The 18048-nt window shown below is 64.8% G+C and carries 18 protein-coding genes; 11 read left to right on the top strand and 7 right to left on the bottom strand.

Going from position 1 to position 18048, the window contains the following annotated elements; translation table 11 throughout:
• Window positions 1-45: 45 nt before the first annotated feature.
• Window positions 46-765 carry a hypothetical protein gene (locus tag DFO48_RS22390; protein WP_114864802.1) on the bottom strand — a complete coding sequence of 240 codons (720 nt, stop codon included), beginning with the start codon at window positions 763-765 and terminating at the stop codon, window positions 46-48.
• Window positions 762-1811: a zinc-binding dehydrogenase gene (locus DFO48_RS22385; RefSeq protein ID WP_233506492.1), complete on the bottom strand. Its 1050-nt coding sequence runs from the start codon at window positions 1809-1811 to the stop codon at window positions 762-764. The genes DFO48_RS22390 and DFO48_RS22385 overlap by 4 nt, the downstream gene beginning before the upstream one ends.
• A gap of 131 nt (window positions 1812-1942) precedes the next feature.
• Here DFO48_RS22385 and DFO48_RS22380 point away from each other — a divergent pair, with 131 nt between their 5' ends.
• Genes DFO48_RS22380 through cobA form a run of 3 tightly spaced genes read left to right on the top strand, consistent with a single transcriptional unit; the run spans window position 1943 to window position 4779 of the window.
• Window positions 1943-2890, top strand: a complete 948-nt coding sequence (locus DFO48_RS22380; protein WP_114864800.1) for a LysR substrate-binding domain-containing protein — start codon at window positions 1943-1945, stop codon at window positions 2888-2890.
• A 58-nt stretch (window positions 2891-2948) separates the two neighbouring features.
• Window positions 2949-3968 carry a DNA-binding protein YbiB gene (gene ybiB / locus DFO48_RS22375; RefSeq protein ID WP_114864799.1) on the top strand — a complete coding sequence of 340 codons (1020 nt, stop codon included), beginning with the start codon at window positions 2949-2951 and terminating at the stop codon, window positions 3966-3968.
• Between the two features lie 10 nt (window positions 3969-3978).
• Entirely contained in the window at window positions 3979-4779 is an 801-nt protein-coding gene (cobA, locus tag DFO48_RS22370; protein WP_003079013.1) for a uroporphyrinogen-III C-methyltransferase, read from the top strand.
• 50 nt (window positions 4780-4829) lie between these two features.
• On the opposite strand, the gene DFO48_RS22365 is transcribed toward cobA, so the two are convergent.
• The gene (locus DFO48_RS22365) at window positions 4830-5309 is read right to left on the bottom strand and encodes an acyl-CoA thioesterase (protein ID WP_003069412.1); all 480 of its coding nucleotides are present in this window, start codon (window positions 5307-5309) and stop codon (window positions 4830-4832) included.
• A gap of 125 nt (window positions 5310-5434) precedes the next feature.
• On the opposite strand from DFO48_RS22365, the gene DFO48_RS22360 reads away from it, so the two are divergent.
• Both DFO48_RS22360 and DFO48_RS22355 read left to right on the top strand, forming a co-directional pair.
• Window positions 5435-6037, top strand: coding sequence for an SMI1/KNR4 family protein (locus DFO48_RS22360; protein WP_114864798.1), 603 nt, complete (start codon window positions 5435-5437; stop codon window positions 6035-6037).
• A gap of 50 nt (window positions 6038-6087) precedes the next feature.
• On the top strand, window positions 6088-7362 hold the full coding sequence (locus tag DFO48_RS22355) for an NAD(P)/FAD-dependent oxidoreductase (RefSeq protein WP_034349579.1): 1275 nt from the start codon (window positions 6088-6090) through the stop codon (window positions 7360-7362).
• Window positions 7363-7448: 86 nt separating this feature from the next.
• On the opposite strand, the gene DFO48_RS22350 is transcribed toward DFO48_RS22355, so the two are convergent.
• Window positions 7449-8498, bottom strand: coding sequence for a BMP family protein (locus DFO48_RS22350; RefSeq protein ID WP_003079003.1), 1050 nt, complete (start codon window positions 8496-8498; stop codon window positions 7449-7451).
• A gap of 499 nt (window positions 8499-8997) precedes the next feature.
• Here DFO48_RS22350 and rpsU point away from each other — a divergent pair, with 499 nt between their 5' ends.
• Window positions 8998-9210 carry a 30S ribosomal protein S21 gene (gene rpsU, locus DFO48_RS22345; protein ID WP_003052999.1) on the top strand — a complete coding sequence of 71 codons (213 nt, stop codon included), beginning with the start codon at window positions 8998-9000 and terminating at the stop codon, window positions 9208-9210.
• 182 nt (window positions 9211-9392) lie between these two features.
• Entirely contained in the window at window positions 9393-9839 is a 447-nt protein-coding gene (locus DFO48_RS22340; protein ID WP_003079000.1) for a GatB/YqeY domain-containing protein, read from the top strand.
• A 107-nt stretch (window positions 9840-9946) separates the two neighbouring features.
• On the opposite strand, the gene DFO48_RS22335 is transcribed toward DFO48_RS22340, so the two are convergent.
• Window positions 9947-10882 (bottom strand): LysR substrate-binding domain-containing protein, encoded by a 936-nt coding sequence (locus DFO48_RS22335; protein WP_003078997.1) that lies wholly within the window; start codon window positions 10880-10882, stop codon window positions 9947-9949.
• A gap of 129 nt (window positions 10883-11011) precedes the next feature.
• Here DFO48_RS22335 and DFO48_RS22330 point away from each other — a divergent pair, with 129 nt between their 5' ends.
• Complete coding sequence (locus tag DFO48_RS22330) at window positions 11012-12100, top strand: tartrate dehydrogenase (RefSeq protein ID WP_114864797.1); 1089 nt, start codon at window positions 11012-11014, stop codon at window positions 12098-12100.
• 117 nt (window positions 12101-12217) lie between these two features.
• On the opposite strand, the gene DFO48_RS22325 is transcribed toward DFO48_RS22330, so the two are convergent.
• The gene (locus DFO48_RS22325) at window positions 12218-12685 is read right to left on the bottom strand and encodes a DUF1801 domain-containing protein (RefSeq protein WP_003078992.1); all 468 of its coding nucleotides are present in this window, start codon (window positions 12683-12685) and stop codon (window positions 12218-12220) included.
• A gap of 149 nt (window positions 12686-12834) precedes the next feature.
• The gene (locus DFO48_RS22320) at window positions 12835-13770 is read right to left on the bottom strand and encodes a LysR substrate-binding domain-containing protein (RefSeq protein WP_003078988.1); all 936 of its coding nucleotides are present in this window, start codon (window positions 13768-13770) and stop codon (window positions 12835-12837) included.
• Window positions 13771-13881: 111 nt separating this feature from the next.
• Here DFO48_RS22320 and DFO48_RS22315 point away from each other — a divergent pair, with 111 nt between their 5' ends.
• The 3 genes from DFO48_RS22315 (at window position 13882) to DFO48_RS22305 (ending at window position 18008) form a co-directional block, all read left to right on the top strand.
• Window positions 13882-14865, top strand: coding sequence for a tripartite tricarboxylate transporter substrate binding protein (locus tag DFO48_RS22315; RefSeq protein ID WP_114864796.1), 984 nt, complete (start codon window positions 13882-13884; stop codon window positions 14863-14865).
• 69 nt (window positions 14866-14934) lie between these two features.
• A complete protein-coding gene (locus tag DFO48_RS22310; protein ID WP_114864795.1) occupies window positions 14935-16464 on the top strand; it encodes a UxaA family hydrolase in 1530 nt (509 codons plus the stop codon).
• A gap of 62 nt (window positions 16465-16526) precedes the next feature.
• On the top strand, window positions 16527-18008 hold the full coding sequence (locus tag DFO48_RS22305) for an NAD-dependent succinate-semialdehyde dehydrogenase (protein WP_114864794.1): 1482 nt from the start codon (window positions 16527-16529) through the stop codon (window positions 18006-18008).
• The last annotated feature ends 40 nt before the right edge of the window (window positions 18009-18048 follow it).

The raw sequence follows: 18048 nt of genomic DNA, 5'->3' as shown, positions 1-18048 counted from the left end.
TTCTTGTCATCTTTATGTCTCCAGAATCTCAGTCTCAGTCTCGGATCAACAATCGGCGTATCCAGCCATCAGTTCCATCAAGGGCGGCAGGCGTCCGCTGGCGGGCAGGGCCAGCTGCGAACGGCACACCCGGGTTTGCAGGCCAAAAGCCTGCTGTGCAGGCGTTTCGAGGTGATGCGCCTGCATTCGGTCGGCCCACCATTGGGCGCCTTGGGTGCATGCCGGTCCGTCCAGATGCTCGGCCAGCATGATCACCGTGACTTCCCCCTGGGCCTGCTCGGCAATGCGCTCCCCGCCAACGGGGTAGTGCAAGGAACGCTCGACCGGCACCACACCCGCCATGACCCGCAGCAGACGCCCTTGCTGCACCGCCTGCTCCGCCCAGCGGGCTGCCTGCGCGGCCCAGGCCTGTACATCGGTGGTGACGGCCTTGAGCGTCGTCAGCACCGCACCGCTGGACGCTCCAGCCTGCACCTGCAATATGCAGGGCCTTCGCATGAAGGCACTCAGGCGCGGCCTCATGCGTGCCGACCAGGGCGTGGGATTGGCGATCACATCCGCGTACTCGGCCGAGTCCAGGGCCGCCAAAGACTCCAGGCCGTAGAGCGTGAAGTATCCGCAGGCGCCGACATAGCGATGGCCGTAGACAAAGCCCGGCAAACCCACGCGCTCGGGAACATGCTCGAGGGCATGCCAAGCCTCGTATTCTGCGCGAGCCTCGGGCCGGTCTATGTCGTTCCACAAGGCCAGAAAGGCGGTGCTCATGATGCAGAACCCGCGCCAGGCTGAATCAGCACCTTGCTCGCCAGCCGCGCCCGCGCCATGTCAAACCCCTGCCCGGCCTGCGCAAGCGGCACGCGATGGGTGATCATGAGGCGCAGCTGATCCTGATGGGTCTGCATGAATGCAACGACCTCCAGCCAGCAGCGCTCCGGCGTGCGATAGGAGCCGCGCAGCTGCTGATGACGTCGCACCAGGGCCGTCAGATCCAGCGGCACGGGGGCCGAATGAATGCCGGCAATCACAAGCACACCGTGGGTCTTGAGTGCACGCAGGGCCGGCGCCAGCACGGCGGCCGCCCCGGTGGCTTCAATCACCACGTCAAAGAAAGCTTCCTGCGTATACACGGCAAGGGCTTGGTCAATGTCCTGCCCCTCGAAGTCCAGCAAATCGTCGAACCCCATGGAGCGCAGGACCTCCAGCCGCGCGGCATCGCCATGGCCGGCAACCACCACCTGGGCCGCCCCTGCGGCACGCGCAAACAGCGCAATGCCCTGGCCGATATTGCCGGGCCCCAGGATCAGCACGCGATCGCCGGGCTGGACATTGCCCGTGCGCACGGCTTCGAAGCTCACCGACAGCGGCTCGGCCAATGCGGCAACCTCGGGGTCCACGCCGTGTGGAATCGGCACGCAATTGCGCAGGGGCACGGCCACATACTCGGCAAAGCCGCCATGGCGCATGACACCGATGCCACGGCGGGTGGTGCAGGCATCGAAGTCGCCGGCACTGCAACAGGGGCATCTGCCGCAGGTGACCGAAGGCCGCACGGCCACCAACTGGCCCAGGGGCAGATGCTCGGCCCCCTCGCCTCTGGCCACGACCACTCCGCTGAACTCGTGACCCACGGTCACCGGCAGCGCGGCCTGCAAAAAGTGATAGCTCGCCGTCCAGGCATCGATATGCAGATCCGTGCCACAGACACCTGTGGAATGAACCCGCAGCAGCACCTCGCCTGCGGCAGGCGACGGCATGTCGACCTCGTTGAGCTTCAGTCCCTTGGCGGACTCGGTTTTTTGCAAGGCTTGCATGAGACAGGCAATGCATGCGTGGACATGCATCTCAAAACGAACAGGATCGGCAGTGTTGCCGCCCTTCACTCATATGTCCAACACTGATTTAATATAAAAATCATACTTTTGAAATATGGATTGATTCAGGCATGGAACTGAGACATCTGCGCTACTTCGTGGCGGTTGCCGAGCAGGGCAACGTCAGCAGGGCCGCCCGCAAGCTATTCATCGCCCAGCCGCCGCTGTCACAGCAGCTCAAGCAACTCGAGGACGAGGTCGGCGCGCAGCTCTTCACCCGCCTGCCGCGCGGCATGCAGCTCACCGCTGCGGGCGAGTCGCTGCTGGAAGATGCGCGCGTCATCTTGGCGCGCGCCGAGCAAGCCCCCTTGCGCGCGCGCGAACGAGAGCGCAGCAGCCAGACCGTGCTGCGCCTGGGGCTGGTGCCCTCGGCCATGCAGTCCCTGCTGCCCGGCTTGCTGCTGGCTGTGGCACAGGCCGGCTGTGACGTGCAGATCGAAGCCCGTGAAATGATTTCCTCGCAGCAACAGCGGGCCTTGCGCCAGGGCGAGCTGGAACTCGGCTTTGCCCGCCCCGGGCACAGGGAGGCCGACGAGCTTGAGCTGGCCAGCATCGATGACCCCTATTGCCTGGCAGTTCCGGCCTCGCACCCGCTGGCCGGAGGCAGTGGAATGCTGGATCTTCAAGCCGCCGTGCATCAACCCTTTGTGGGCTTCACCCGCTATCAGGACACCGACTACTTCGACCGCACGGTCGCGCTGTGCGCCGAGGCCGGCTTCACTCCGCTGATACGCCACGAGGCCGGTCAGCTGGTGAATGTGCTGGCGCTCGTGGCCTGCGGTCTTGGCGTGGCCATCGTGCCGGCGTCCTTTGCGATGTTCCACCGCGAGCAGATCGTGTTCCGGCCGCTTCGGGCTTCGCGCCAGGCCAGCCGGCTCGCCGTTCTGGCGTCTGCCCAAGCGCTCAAGCGCAACCCCATGCTGGAGCTTGTCGCCCAGCTCGCGCAATCCCAGCTACAGGCCCTGGCTGCACAGCTGGCGCAACAGGGAGCGACGGTTTTCCGACCACGGCCGGTTTGATTTATATAACCAAATCGTCTGACAACTCATGGTTTTTATAGCGACAATTACGTTAATCATGAGCATCAGCCACTACATCAAGGAAATCGGTCGCGGCACCAAGGGCGCGCGCTCTCTTTCGCGGGCCCAGGCCTGCGATCTGATGGGGCAGGTGCTGGACGGCAAGGTCAGCGATCTGGAGCTGGGCGGCTTTTGCATTGCCATGCGCTTCAAGGGCGAAAGCGCCGAGGAACTGGCAGGCTTTCTCGACGCCACCCAGCAACGTCTGCCTGTGTGGCCGCAGGCTCACAAAGCCCTGCCCGTGGTCGTCATCCCCAGCTATAACGGCTCGCGCAAGCTGGCCAATCTCACGCCGCTGCTGGCAGGTCTACTGGCGCAGCAAGGCCTGCCCGTGCTCGTGCACGGCAGCCATACCGAGGACAAGCGCCTGGGCACAGCCGAGGTGTGGCAGCAACTGGGCTGGACAGCCATCGAGCGCCCCGTCGCTCTGGAGCCTGGCGACAAGGTCTGGATGCAGACCCGTCACCTGCTGGCACCACTGGATCGACTGCTGCAGATTCGCCGCCAGATGGGCCTGCGCAACCCCTCGCACAGCATCGTCAAACTGCTGGACCCTATCCATGGCAGCAGCACCGCACAATCCGGGCTGGTGCTGGCCAGCTATACCCACCCCGCCTATGCCCAGCCCATGATCCAGACACTGGCCCTGCGCGCGACCAGTGCGCTGCTGGTGCGTGGCACGGAAGGTGAGGCCGTGGCCGCCCCTCACCGCGAACCCGTGAGCACGGGCGTGATCGCCGGAGAAATCTGCTTTGAGCGCTCTTCCCTGCACAGCAGCCAGCTCCCATCCGGCGCTGAGAGCAGCGCCCCCGAACAAAATCTGAATGCCGAGCAGACAGCCCGGCTGACGCAGGACATTCTGAACGGCCAGCTGCCTGTGCCGACTCCGATCGCGCAACAATTGGAACAGATACAAGCCCTGCACCAGGCCATGCAGGTCACCGGTGCCGACGCTGCCGCCAGCCGCGCCGCACTGCAAGCCTATAACCGCAGCTCCGACTGCCGCAGCCCCGACTGAGACCCCCACAATGACTGCCATTTCCCACAACCCCAATCAGCGCGGCTCCTGCACCCTGGTGGGTGCCGGCCCCGGAGACCCCGAGCTGCTGACCATCAAGGCCGCCAAGGCCATTGCCGCAGCCAGCGTGCTGTTTGTCGACGATCTGGTCAGCGATGGCGTGATGAGCCACGCCTCGCCCTCTGCCCGTGTGGTCTATGTGGGCAAGCGCGGCGGCTGCAAGAGCACCCCCCAGGCCTTTATCGAAAAGCTCATGATTGCGGCCGTGCAGGACGGCGAACGCGTGGTGCGCCTCAAGGGCGGCGACCCCTTCATCTTTGGTCGTGGCGGCGAAGAGGTCGAACATCTGCGTGAGGCCGGTATCGAGGTGGATGTCATCAACGGCATCACCTCCGGCCTCGCAGGGCTGACCAGCCTGGGCGCCCCGCTGACCCACCGCGACCGCGCGCACGGCGTGCTTTTCATGACCGGCCATGCCAAGCCTGGCGACAGCGGCCCCGACTGGCGCCAGATCTCCGCCACGGCCCATGCCGCCAAGCTGACGCTGGTGATCTATATGGGAGTGAGCAGCGTGGAGCGCATCAGCAGCGAGTTGCTCAGCGGCCTGCCCGGCAGCACGCCAGTGGCAGTGATCCAGCATGCCAGCCTGCCGCAGCAGCGCCATGCGCTGACTTTCCTGAAGGATTTGCCGCAGAGCATTGCCGACCATCAGCTGGGCAGCCCCAGCATCATCGTCGTCGGCGATGTGGTCCAGGGCATCGCCGCCTGGCAGAACCAGCCTCAGGCCTTGCAGCAATCAGCGGCGGCCTGAGCCAGCACCGTCCCGGGCTGTCCCGCAGCCCGGGCTAGCGGCGACCCGACTCAGGGTGTACGAGTCTCGGCGAAGCGCTCGGCCAGCTCCTTGCGCAGTTCCTTGCGGATGATGGCGGCGTCCCAGCGGCGCTTTTCCTCGTCGGTTTCGAGCTGCAGCGGGGGCACGGGAGCAGGCTTTTTGTCATCGTCCACGGCCACCATGGTGAAGAAGCAGCTGTTCACATGGCGCACCACCTGGCTGCGAATCTCCTCGGCAATCACCTTGATGCCGATTTCCATGGACGACTTGCCGGTGTGGTTCACGCTGGCCAGAAAAGTCACCAGCTCACCTACGTGGATAGGCTGCAGAAACATCACCTGATCCACGCTCAGCGTCACGACATAGCGGCCCGCATAGCGGCTGGCGCAGGCATAGGCGACCTGGTCCAGCAATTTCAAGATGGCGCCCCCGTGCACATTGCCGGAGAAGTTGGCCATGTCAGGCGACATGAGCACGGTCATGCTCAGCTGGTGGGATGGTGTATTCATGGGGCGCGATTCTAGAAGTGATCCAGGACGCACGCTGAGCCCTTGCGCATACCCCAATGGGACAACGGGCTGCAGGTATAAACAAGTATCGACTTACACCGTGCTGTAAGCCTCAGGAGTGCGTCTTGCAAGTTCTGTTTCCCAACCCCTTCGGCCAGCCTGCCGCCAGCGCACAGGAAGTTGCAGCGCTGCAGGCGCACATTGGCTTCTCAGATGCTTATGCGCAGTTTCTGATCACACAGAACGGCTTTTCCATGTATGCGCTGGAGCAGGCCTCAGACCACGCCAGCTATCTTCAGCACAGCACCGAGATTGCCAGCGAAAGCCACGCCAACTTTGCCGACCTCTTCAGCTTTGGCGCGCAACAGCATCAGGAAGACCTGAAGACCGTGCAGTCCGAATTTCTGCTGGCCCGCTGGTTCGTAGCCATTGGCCACGACCAGGGTGGCAACCCATTTGTGGAAGTTCTGCACGGCCGGCACAAAGGAAAGATCGGCAGTCTGGACCACGACCTTTTTCTGGGCGCCAGCGATCTGCAGGAGTTCTTCGGCGATATGGAGCTGGAGCATATTGCGGCACTCAGCCTCGCAGATCAGGCTGACGCACTGTGCGACCCCACGCTGGGCCTGATCTGGTTTCACGCCAGTGACCTGAATCACTTTACGGCCTGCTGCATTCACTGCGACGACGGTTTCTGGGGCTTTGTGGTGGACGAGCCCAAAATCTGAGGCATCTGGGACAATCGCGGCCTTGTTCTTGCTCCATCGCCCTGCCCGCCGTGTCCTCCTCTTCACAGGTCCCTTTCCAGATTTTTGACGCCATCATCATCGGCGCCGGTGCCGCCGGCCTGTTCTGCGCGGCCCAGGCCGGCCAGCAGGGCCTGAAGGTGCTGCTGATCGATCATGCGCCCAAGGTGGCCGAGAAGATCCGCATCTCGGGCGGCGGGCGCTGCAACTTCACCAACCGCGATCTGGACGTGCGTGCGCCGCACAAGCATTTTGTGGGGCAGAACCCTCAGTTCTGCCGCTCGGCCCTGTCGCGCTTCACGCCTGCCGACTTCATCACACTGATGGACAGACACGGCATTGCCCACCACGAAAAGCACAAGGGCCAGCTGTTTGCCGACCATTCGGCCGAGGACATCATCGCCATGCTGCTGGCCGAGTGCACAGCGGGCGGCGTGCAGCGCTGGCAGCCTTGCCAGGTCAAGAAAGTCGTGCTTTCGCCGTCAAACTCAGACACAGAAAGCGATTGCAGCTATCAAATTGAAACCGATCGCGGCCTGGTGCAGGCCGCCAATCTGGTCATTGCCACCGGCGGTCTGAGCATTCCCAAGATTGGCGCCACCGACTTCGGCTACCGGCTGGCCCAGCAGTTCGATCTGCCGCTGATCGAGCGCACGCCCGGCCTGGTGCCCATGACCTTCGACGGCGAAGGCTGGCAGCCCTACGCGGGCCTGGCCGGTCTGGCCCTGCCCGTGGAAATCAGCACCGGCAGCAAAAAGGAGCGCATGAGCTTCCACGAGGATTTGCTGTTTACCCACCGCGGCCTCTCGGGTCCCGCCGTGTTGCAGATCTCCAGCTACTGGAAGCCCGGCACCCCGCTTCAGATCAATCTGCTGCCTGGCGTGGATCTGGCCGAGGTGCTGGCCCAGGCCAAGCTCCACTCGCGCAAGCTGGTGGCCAACGAGCTGGCCGCCCACCTGCCCGCGCGCCTGGCCGATGCCTGGGTCAGCCGCATGCCCGAGCTGCAGCGCCCCATCAACGAGGCCGGCGACAAGGCCCTGGCCAGACTGGCCGAACAGCTGTCGCGCTGGGAGATCACCCCCACGGGCACCGAAGGCTACAAAAAAGCCGAGGTCACCTTGGGCGGCGTGGACACCAAGGTGCTGTCCCAGCAAACCATGGAGTGCAAGAGCCGGCCGGGCCTGTACTTTATCGGCGAGGTGGTGGACATCACCGGCTGGCTGGGGGGCTACAACTTCCAGTGGGCCTGGGCCAGTGCCGCAGCCTGCGCCCAGGCCATGGCGGAAAAGCAACCCGTCATGGCTTGAACGACTGGGACCGAATCGGCAGCCGCCATGAAAAAAGGATGGTTCAACCATCCTTTTTTGCGGCTGCCCCCAGACTCATCATCCGGTCAGGCGGAAAACTCCTTGCCTTCATAGTGTTCGGGGACCTTGAGCTGCCCCGAGGCGATGGCAGCCGACGCCTTGGCCACGCGCTCGCGCACAGCGGCGGCCACGCCCTGGCCCATGGTCAGACGTACGGCGGCCGGATCGCTCAGGCCGATCTTGCGAATGCCCGGGCCGGGCGCGCCGCGCTGCTGCATGTCCTTGACGGCCAAAAACGCGCCAATGCCCACATCGGCCCAGGCGGAAGCAACGAACACCTGCGGGTCCACCGTGGTCCAGTCGATCACATTGCCGATCTGGCGCGTGCCCGCCTCGCGACAGGCCTGGGTCACGCCATCGCGGCCGGAGTTGAGCATGGTGAAGATCACATCGGCACCGGCAGCCATCTGGGCCCTGGCGATGCGGTGCGACAAGGCGTTGTCGTCCTGATCGCCCGAGAAATTCGTCAACAGCTTGACCCTGGGGTCGGTATCGCGCACGCCGGCCGCATAGGCTGCGCGCCCCTTGAGCCCCGGGGGCACGCGAATGCCCGACATATGGCCGACCACACCGGTTTTGGTGGTCAGGGCCGCCAGCACGCCGGCCAGATAGGCCGACTCCTCCTGCAGCACGTCATAGCTGCAGAGATTGCTCCCCTGCACCGCGCCCTGGGTCACGACAAACTGGGTCCTGGGAAAGCGCGCCGCGACTTCGGCTGCGGCCTGATTGTTCTGCCCGCCATGGGCAATCACCAGTTGCGCCCCCTGCTCCGCGAGCTGCGCGAGAGCCGGTACCAGCAGCTCCTTCCTGGGCGCCATGCCGTCGAGAAAACGGGTCTGCACACCCAGCTCCTGGCGCGCTTTTTCCAGACCGCGCCAGCCGGCCTCCATGAAACCCTTGTCGCTGCGCGAGCCCGCAAACAGACCGCCCACCACCAGGGAACCGCCGGACGCGGCAGGCCCGGAAACTCCGGCTCTGCCGGCACATGCCGTCAATACCAGCAAGCCCGGCACGGCGACGGCCGAAGCCATCCATTGACGACGCGAAATAAATGAGCGATGAGAAGCGCTGGACAAGATGGAAGCTCCTTGAACACAGAAAAACACGGCGCGCACAGGCACGAAACCCGCTTACTCCTTGACCTCGGTCACGAAATAAAGCCTCCAAACTGTATGCAATTTTCGTGCACACAATACTCCCAAGAAACCCCTGCACCGAGCTTGGCCGTCCTGGCGCCTGGCAAGCACCGTGCTCATGCATTGCGCATCCGGCCTTGCTCTGCAATACACGCGACTTGAACGCGCCGATAGGCCAAAAGGCGCAATGGCGGTGCTTGGATCAGGCCTGCGACAACGCCCTGCCTGCAGCCGCAAAACCATGCACGCGCGGCTTACGCCGCATTGCCTCACGCCCCATTCGAGACGCAGCCCAAGTCTTGGTCTATAATGCTCGACTTTGCTGGCATTACCCCGTCGGCCATACTAGTTAAAAAGTGGCGGGGAAACCGCTGTACACGGCTCTCAGGCCCGATCTTCCCGAGAACCCTCTGTCAGCACAGATATATCTGGAAATTAAATGACTACCATCCGCGTCAAAGAAAACGAGCCCTATGAAGTTGCCCTGCGCCGCTTCAAGCGCACCATCGAAAAGCTGGGTCTGCTGACCGATCTGCGTGCTCGCGAGTTCTACGAAAAGCCCACAGCCGAGCGCAAGCGCAAGAAGGCTGCTGCCGTGAAGCGTCACTACAAGCGCGTTCGCAGCATGCAACTGCCTAAGAAGCTGTACTAATCGTTGATTAGGACCAGTCGGCCTTAAAACAGCCGCAAACCCGCGCTCGGGACGCCAGGCGCGGGTTTTTTGTTTTCTGGCCACTGCCAAGCCTGCCCGGCCGCGCAGTGACCTCCCAGCGCATGGATAGTCAACGCCGTTCACACGGCGCACCACCATTCGCCCACCCCAAGGAGAAAGCCATGAGCCTGAAAGCCCAGATTACCGAAGACATGAAGACCGCCATGCGTGCCAAGGACAGCGCACGCCTGGGCACCATCCGCCTGCTGCAGGCCGCGATGAAGCAAAAGGAAGTGGACGAGCGCATCGAGCTCGACGACGCAGCCGTCATCGCCATCGTCGACAAGCTGATCAAGCAGCGCAAGGACTCCATCGCCGCCTTCGAAGCCGCCAATCGCAGCGATCTGGCCGATGTGGAAAAGGCCGAAATGGAAGTGCTCAAGGTCTATCTGCCCGAACGCATGGGCGAAGCCGAGATCACCGCTGCCGTGCAGGCCATCGTGGCCGAGCTGGGCGCCTCCGGCCCCGGCGACATGGGCAAGGTGATGGGCGCCGTCAAGACCCAGCTGGCCGGCAAGGCCGATATGGGCCTGGTGTCCGCTGCCGTGAAGGCCGCGCTGACAAAGTAATTGGCCACCGGCCTGAGCCGCCATGCGGCATCAGGCTCAAAAACAGAAGCTGCTTGCGCTTGCTGTGCATATCTTTCAGATTCAAAAGACTCTGAAATTCATGTACATCATTCGATAGCAGCTTCTTTTTTGATAGCATTTCGAAATCCCGTGGGAGCCTGTTTGCTGAAGAACTCCTGCAGGAACTCGACGCAGACCCGCACCTTGGCCGAGCGCTCCAGCCGCGTCGGATAGACGGCCCAGATATTCGCCTGCTGCTGCCACTCAGGCAGCAACTGCAGCAGACTGCCGGCCTGCAGATCGGCCGCCACATCCCACAGCGAGCGCAGCACGATGCCATGGCCATCGCGCGCCCATTGCACGGCCATCTCGCCATGATTGGTGGACAGCGGCCCGGTCACTTTCACGCTGCGCTCCTGATTGCCCGAGCGCAGTTTCCAGACACCGAAGGGATGGTCGCGCTCCTTGATGACCAGGCAGTCATGCCCAGCCAGCTCGTCGAGCGTGCGCGGACTGCCACGCCGCTGCACATAGGCCGGGGCCGCGCACAGCACGCGGTGGTTGTCGGCCAGATGTCGCGCAATCAGGTGCGGCGCGATCTCGTCGCCCACGCGCACATCGAGATCGAAGCCCTCGGCCGCGACATCGACGATGCGGTCAAACACCTCCAGGCGCAGCTGCAGCGCCGGGTATTGCGCAATCAGCTGCGACAGCGCGGGCGCCACCACATTGCGGCCAAAGCCGAAGCTGGTGGACACCCGCAGCAGGCCGCGCGGCTGGCGACGCGTCACATCGACTTCCTGCAGCAGATGCTCGACCTCGTCCAGAATGCGCTGCGCCCAGTGGTAGACGCGCTCGCCCTGCTCGGTGACAGCGACCCGCCGTGTGGTGCGATGCAGCAGCTTCACGCCCAGCTCCTGCTCCAGCAGGCGGATGCGCTTGCTGACAAAGGCCGGCGAAGCATTGTGCGCGGCCGCAGCTTCGGCAAAGCTGGCTTTGCGCACCACGGTGGTGAAGACACGCAGGTCTTCGGGCGAAGGCATTTTCTGCACGATCTGTAAACAATCAGGCCACGATCAGTCAATTGTATTCATTTATGCAAGGTGCAAAAATACCACCAGGCACAGGCTGAGCCGCTGCCTCGCCACCCAACACATTCACGAGAGAGCACCATGTCCACTCCCAAAAAGATTGCAGTCATCGCCGGCGACGGCATCGGCAAGGAAGTCATGCCCGAAGGCCTGCGCGCACTGGAAGCCGCAGCCAGGCGCTTCGACCTGCCGCTGGAGTTCCACCATTTCGACTGGGCCCACTGCGACTACTACGCCGAACACGGCCAGATGATGCCCGACGACTGGAAGGCCCAGCTCTCGGGCATGGATGCCATCTTCTTCGGCGCCGTGGGCTGGCCCGCCACCGTGCCCGACCATGTCTCGCTGTGGGGGTCTCTCCTCAAGTTCCGCCGCGAATTCGACCAGTACATCAATCTGCGCCCGGTGCGCCTGTTCGAAGGCGTGCCCTGCCCCCTGGCCGGCCGCAAGCCCGGTGACATCGACTACTACGTGGTGCGCGAGAACACCGAGGGCGAGTACACCGCCCTGGGCGGCATCATGTTTGAAGGTACGGACCGCGAGATCTGCATCCAGGAATCGGTCTATAGCAAGCATGGAGCCGACCGCCTGCTCAAGTACGCCTTCGATCTGGCCCAGAGCCGCGCCAAGAAGCACGTGACCCTGGCCACCAAGAGCAACGGCATCGCCATCAGCATGCCCTGGTGGGACAAGCGCGCCGACGATGTGGCCAAGGACTACCCCGAAGTCACGCTGGACAAACAGCACATCGACATCCTGACCGCGCGCTTCGTGCTGCAGCCCGGCCGCTTCGACGTGGTGGCCGCCACCAATCTGTTTGGCGACATCCTGTCCGACCTGGGCCCTGCCACCACGGGCACCATCGGCCTGGCACCATCGGCCAACCTCAACCCCGACCGCAGCTTCCCCTCGCTGTTCGAGCCCGTGCACGGCTCGGCGCCCGACATCTACGGCAAGAACATCGCCAACCCCATCGCCATGGTCTGGTCGGGCGCGCTGATGCTGGACTTCCTGGGCCGCAGCGAAGGAGCCTGGCGCCAGGCCCACGACACCATCGTGGCCGCCATCGAGCACACGATCAAGGCCGGCCCGCTGACGCCCGATCTGGGCGGCAAGGCCGACACCACCGAGGTGGGCAAAGCCATCGCGGCGGCCATCGCCAACGCCTGATGGCTCCAGGCTGGCTACAGCCAGCCTGATTCAAGATGAGAAGCACCCCGTGCAGGCAGGACCCGCACTGGGGTGCTTTTACACGCCTGCACGCCCAGGGCCACCTGCTGCGGCGACCTAGGCTTCAGACCGCGGTCTGGCTTTGGCTTGCGAAGCCGGTTTTCTGGCCGCCCGGGCCTGGGCATTGCGCTGTGCGGCGGCCTGCACCAGCGCCTGAAACGCTGCGCCGTCGAGCGCATCGCCCACATGCAGGTCTATGGCCCGGCGCGTGGCGCCTTCAAGACTGGCATTGAAAAGGCCGGCCGGATCGGCCAGGGCCGCGCCATGCGCAAAGGTCAGCTTGACCACGGCCTTGTAGGTCTCGCCCGTGCACAGAATGCCGTCCTGCGACCAAACTGGCGTACCGCGCCATTTCAGCTCCTCCTCCACGGCAGGCAAAGCCTCGCGGATCAGCGCGCGCACGCGGGCCAGCGTGGCGCCGCGCCAGTCATCCAGGCTGGCAATCCTGGCATCGATCAGAGCCGAAGCCTCGGGGCCGCTGACAGGCTCGACCGGAGGTGCTGGCGTGGATGGCAAGGCAGTCATAGATGGGTCTCCATGGTTGGACCTGGAATCATGTCCGGCACAAAGCATAAGGTACAAGGCACAGGGCTCAAGACATGGGACAAGGATTGCACCACGGTAGCACGCCAGCGCAGAGCGGCCCCAGAGGGCCGGCCCGCCCTATATCAGGCTCAGCCCAGCTCCCCCGCAACCTCGCGCAGGCATTGGAGCAGCAAGCCCGTGGTCGGCGTCAGCGGCTGGCCACGCAAGGTGATCAGCCCCACGGGCGGCAGATCGATGGGCACGGCGAGATCCAGCATGGCCAGCGTACCCAGGGCGGCATGACAGCGGGCCACACCACGCGCCATGAAGGCCACGGCGCCGCGCTGGTGCACAAAGGTCAGCTGCGAGAGAAAGGACGCAGTCTCCACGATGTCGACCGGCGGGTGCAGGCCGTGGGCATAGAACTGCTGCTCCAGCTTCACGCGCAGCGAGGCCCAGGGCGGCGGCAGGACGCAGGGCTGGCCCGCCAGGGCCTGCCAGCTGGCCGCGCCCGGCGCCAGCAGTGCATGACCGGGCCGCACCACGGCCACCATGGGATCGTCATACAGCGCCTCGGTCTCCAGATCGGGCGCGGCATAGCCGGGCTCCAGCCGTCCGACGAACAGATCCAGCTCGCCCAGGCGCAGCTTGGGCAGCAGGCGTGCCAGATCCCCCTCCTCCACCATCACCGTGGTCTGGTCCGAACGCGCTTTTAACCGCTCCACCGCGCGCGCCAGCAACACGGGCGTGGCCACCACCATGGCGCCCACGCTGGTGCGCCCACGGGCACCGCTGGCCTCGGCTGCCATCTCGTCGCGCGTGCGCTCGAAACCGGCCAGCACCGAGCGCGCAAACCGCACCATGCTGACACCGGCTGCCGTGGGCTCGGTGCCGCGCGTGGAGCGCTCGAACAGCGCCATGCCGAGCATGCGTTCGACCTCGGCCAGAGTCTTGGAGACAGCGGGCTGGGTCACTGCCAGAAACTCGGCCGCACGGCCCAGGTGACGGAACTGGTCCAGCGCCACCAGCAGCTGCAAATGGCGCAGCTTGAGGTTGGAGCGCAGCACACGATCGATCTTGCTCATGGGGCTTCATTACCTAATAGTTATGAAGAGAGTCTATCTTTTCATTGGATTGTCATGGAGCAGTTTTGAACAATCGGGGCTAGCAGTTCAAATAACGACAGGAGACAAGCGATGATCCCCCCACGCAGCAGCCGGCGCAGCTTTGTGCTCGGCGCCCTCGGCGCAGCCACGCTCGGAACTTCCACCCGCCTGCTGGCCCAGACCTGGCCCGAGCGCCCCATCACCTTCATCTGCCCCTGGCCTGCAGGCGGCACGGCCGACCAGTCGATGCGCGCGCTGTGCACCGTGGCCAGCCGCATCCTGGGCCAGGCGATTGCGGTGGAAAACCGCGCCGGAGCCTCCGGCATGATCGGCTCCAAGGCCCTGGCCTCGGCCAAGCCCGACGGCTACACCATCGGCCAGATCCCCATCTCGGTCACGCGCTTTTCCCAGCTGGGCACGCTGCAGGCCGATCCGCGCAAGGACTACACCTATATCGCGCGTACTTCGGGCCAGACCTTCGGTATTGCCGTGCCGGCCAACTCGCGCTTCAAGACCCTGCAGGACTTCGTCGCCGCCGCCAAGGCCAAGCCTGGCAGCATCACCTACGCCCACGCCGGCGTGGGCGGCGCCACGCATGTGGGCATGGAGGAATTTGCGGCCGCAGCGGGCATACAGCTCAGCCACGTTCCCTACAAGGGCGGCGCCGAGGCACTGCAAGGCGTGCTGGGCGGCCATGTGGACGCACTGGCCGACTCCAGCTCCTGGGCTCCGCATGTGGAGGCCGGCAAGCTGCGCCTGCTGGCCACCTGGGGCGAGCAGCGCACGCCACGCTTCAAGGACGTGCCCACGCTCAAGGACCTGGGCTACAACGTGGTCGTCGATGCGCCCAACGGCATCGGCGCGCCCAAGGGCCTGCCGCCCGCCGTCGAAGCCAAGCTGCGCGATGCCTTCCGCCAGGCCGTGGCCAGCCCCGAGTTCAAGTCCGTGGCCGACCGGCTGGACGCGCCCTTGCTCTACCTGGACGGCCCTGACTACGCCAAATATGTGAACACGGTCTACCAGAAGGAAACCGTGCTCATCGACAAACTCAAACTGCGCGAGCTGATGCGCTGACGCGCCGCGTCCCAACCGCGTCCTCACCGCGACCCAACCGCCTCAGGCCCGCCATCCCCGGACTCCAAGATGCTCTCCTCCTCTTCTTCCCTGCTGCACCTGCACCCCAACGACAACGTGCTGGTGGCCAAGACCGCCCTGGCCCTGGGCCAGGACATTCCCGAGCTGGGAGTGCGCACGCGCGCCCAGGTGCCGGCCGGCCACAAGATCGCGGCGCGCCGCATCGCCGAAGGCGAGCAGGTCAAGAAGTACGACACGGTGATCGGCGTCGCCACCCGCGATCTGGAGCCAGGCGACTATGTGCACAGCCACAACCTCAAGCTGGTGGACTACTACCGCGACCCGTCGTTCGGTGCCGACGTACGGCCCGTGGACTACGTCCCCGAGGAAGAGCGCGCCACTTTCCAGGGGTTTGTGCGAGCGGGCGGCGGCGTGGGCACGCGCAACTTCATCGGCATCCTGTCCTCGGTCAACTGCTCGGCCACCGTGATCAAGCGCATCGCCGCGCACTTCACGCCCGAGCGGCTGGCAGCCTTTCCCAATGTGGATGGCGTGGCCGCCTTTGCCCAGAGCAGCGGCTGCGGCATGTCCTCACCCAGTGAGCACTTCGACGTGCTGCGCCGTACTCTGGCCGGCTATGCGCGCCACCCCAACCTGGCGGGCGTGCTCATCGTGGGACTGGGCTGCGAGCGCAACCAGGTCGATGCGCTGGTGGACTCGCAAGGCCTCAAGGAAGGCCAGTTGCTGCGCACCCTGGTGATGCAGGAAGTGGGCGGCACGCGCGCCACCATCGAGGCCGGCATTACTGCCATCGAAGAAATGCTGCCGATCGCCAACCAGGCGCAGCGCAGCACCGTCAGCGCCGCCCATCTCAAGATCGGCCTGGAATGCGGCGGCTCGGATGGGTTTTCGGGCATCACGGCCAACCCCGGCCTGGGCGCGGCCATGGACATTCTGGTGCGCCACGGCGGCACGGCCATTCTGTCCGAGACGCCCGAGATCCACGGCGTGGAGTTCATGCTCACGCGCCGCGCCATCAGTCCCGAAGTCGGCCAGAAGCTTCTGGACCGCCTGGCCTGGTGGGAACGCTACGCAGCCGGCCAGAACGCCCAGTTCAACGGCGTGGTCGGCCATGGCAACCAGGCTGGCGGCCTGGCCAACATCTTTGAAAAATCCCTGGGCAGCGCCATGAAGGGCGGCACCACACCGCTGCGCGCCGTCTATGAATATGCCGAGCCCATCACCGAACACGGCTTCGTCTTCATGGACTCGCCGGGCTACGACCCCGTGGCCTCTACGGGCCAGATCGCCAGCGGCGCCCAATTGATCTGCTTCACTACGGGTCGCGGCTCCATGTTCGGCAGCAAGCCCGCACCCACCATCAAGCTGGCCAGCAACACGCCCATGTACCAGCGCCTGCAGGAAGACATGGACATCAACTGCGGCGTGGTCGTCGACGGAGAGCTGACCGTGCCCGAGCTGGGCCAGCAGATCTTCGAGCAGATCCTGCACCATGCCAGCGGCGAACCAACCAAAAGCGAAGCCCTGGGTCTGGGCGACCACGAATTCGTGCCTTGGCATCTGGGCATCGTGAGCTGAGGAAAACGCATCTTCCAGAGCTTTGCGCCCTTATCCGATCTTCACTTTCTGCGATTTTCACCATGAACGCCACGCCACTCAGACTGCAACGCACCGAACTGCAGCGCAGCGCCAACTTCATCGCCGGCGCCTGGACGCCCGCTGCCAGCGGCGCCAGCTTTGCCGTGACCGATCCGGCCACCGGCAACACCATCACCAGCGTTCCCGATTCAGGTGCGGCTGATGCGCGCGCCGCCGTGGACGCTGCCCAGGCGGCCCTGCCTGCCTGGCGCAAGCTGCCGGCCAAGCAGCGCGCCGCCATCATCAAGCGCTGGAACGACCTGGTGCTGGCCCATCAGGACGATCTGGGCACGCTGATCTCGCTGGAGCAGGGCAAGCCGCTGGCCGAAGGCAAGGGCGAAGTGGCCTATGCCGCCAGCTATATCGAATGGTTCGGCGAGGCCGCTACGCGCATGAACGGCGAAGTCATTCCCGCGCCCGTGCCGGGCCGGCGCATGTTCGCCCTGCGCGAGCCCGTGGGCGTGGTCGCCGCCATCACACCCTGGAACTTCCCGGCCGCCATGATCGCACGCAAGATCGCGCCGGCCCTGGCTGCGGGCTGCACCGTGGTCTGCAAGCCGGCCGAAGACACGCCGCTGACCTCGCTGGCCCTGGTGCTGCTGGCACATGAAGCCGGCGTGCCGGCCGGCGTGCTCAACATCGTCACAGCCTCGCGCGAGCGCACGCCCGAGGTGGTGGACATGTGGCTAGACGACAGCCGCGTGCGCAAGATCACCTTCACCGGCTCCACGCCCGTGGGCAAGCATCTGGCGCGCCGCAGCGCCGACACGCTCAAAAAGCTCTCGCTGGAGCTGGGCGGCAATGCGCCCTTCATCGTCTTCGAGGATGCCGATGTGGCGGCCGCCGTGGACGGCTTCATGGCCGCCAAGTTCCGCAACGGCGGCCAGACCTGCGTCTGCCCCAATCGCGTCTTTGTGCACCGCTCGGTTTATGAGGCCTTTGCCCAGCAGCTCAGCGCCCGCGTGGCAGCCCTGCACGTGGGCCCGGCCAGCGACCCGGCCTCGCAGATCGGCCCCATGATCAATGACCGCGCGGTCGAGAAGATCGCCCGACATGTGGAGGACGCGGTGGCCAAGGGCGCCAAGGTGCTCACCGGCGGCAAGCGCCTGACGGATCTGGGCCCCACCTACTACGCCCCCACCGTGCTCTCGGGCGCCACGGCCTCCATGGCCTGCGCCTGCGAGGAAACCTTCGGCCCCGTGGCTCCGCTGACCATGTTCGACGACGAGGCCGAGGTCATCGCCGCCGCCAACGACACGCCGTTCGGTCTGGCCGCCTATTTCTACAGCCAGGACATACGCCGCATTTGGCGTGTCGCCGATGCCCTGGAGTCGGGCATCGTGGGCATCAACGAAGGCGCTCTGGCCGCAGAGGCCGCCCCCTTTGGCGGCGTCAAGGAGTCGGGCTACGGCCGCGAAGGCTCCACTCACGGACTCGACGATTACCTGCATATCAAATACGTCTGCCAGGGACAACTGGATTGACGCAACACGGTCGCTAGAACCATTCACAACAGGAGACAAA

This window comes from Comamonas sp. AG1104, from assembly GCF_003350425.1.
Taxonomy (GTDB): Bacteria; Pseudomonadota; Gammaproteobacteria; order Burkholderiales; family Burkholderiaceae_C; genus Comamonas; species Comamonas testosteroni.
The sequence above is the reverse complement of the archived record's forward strand: the minus strand, read 5'-3'. Positions and strand labels throughout refer to the sequence as shown.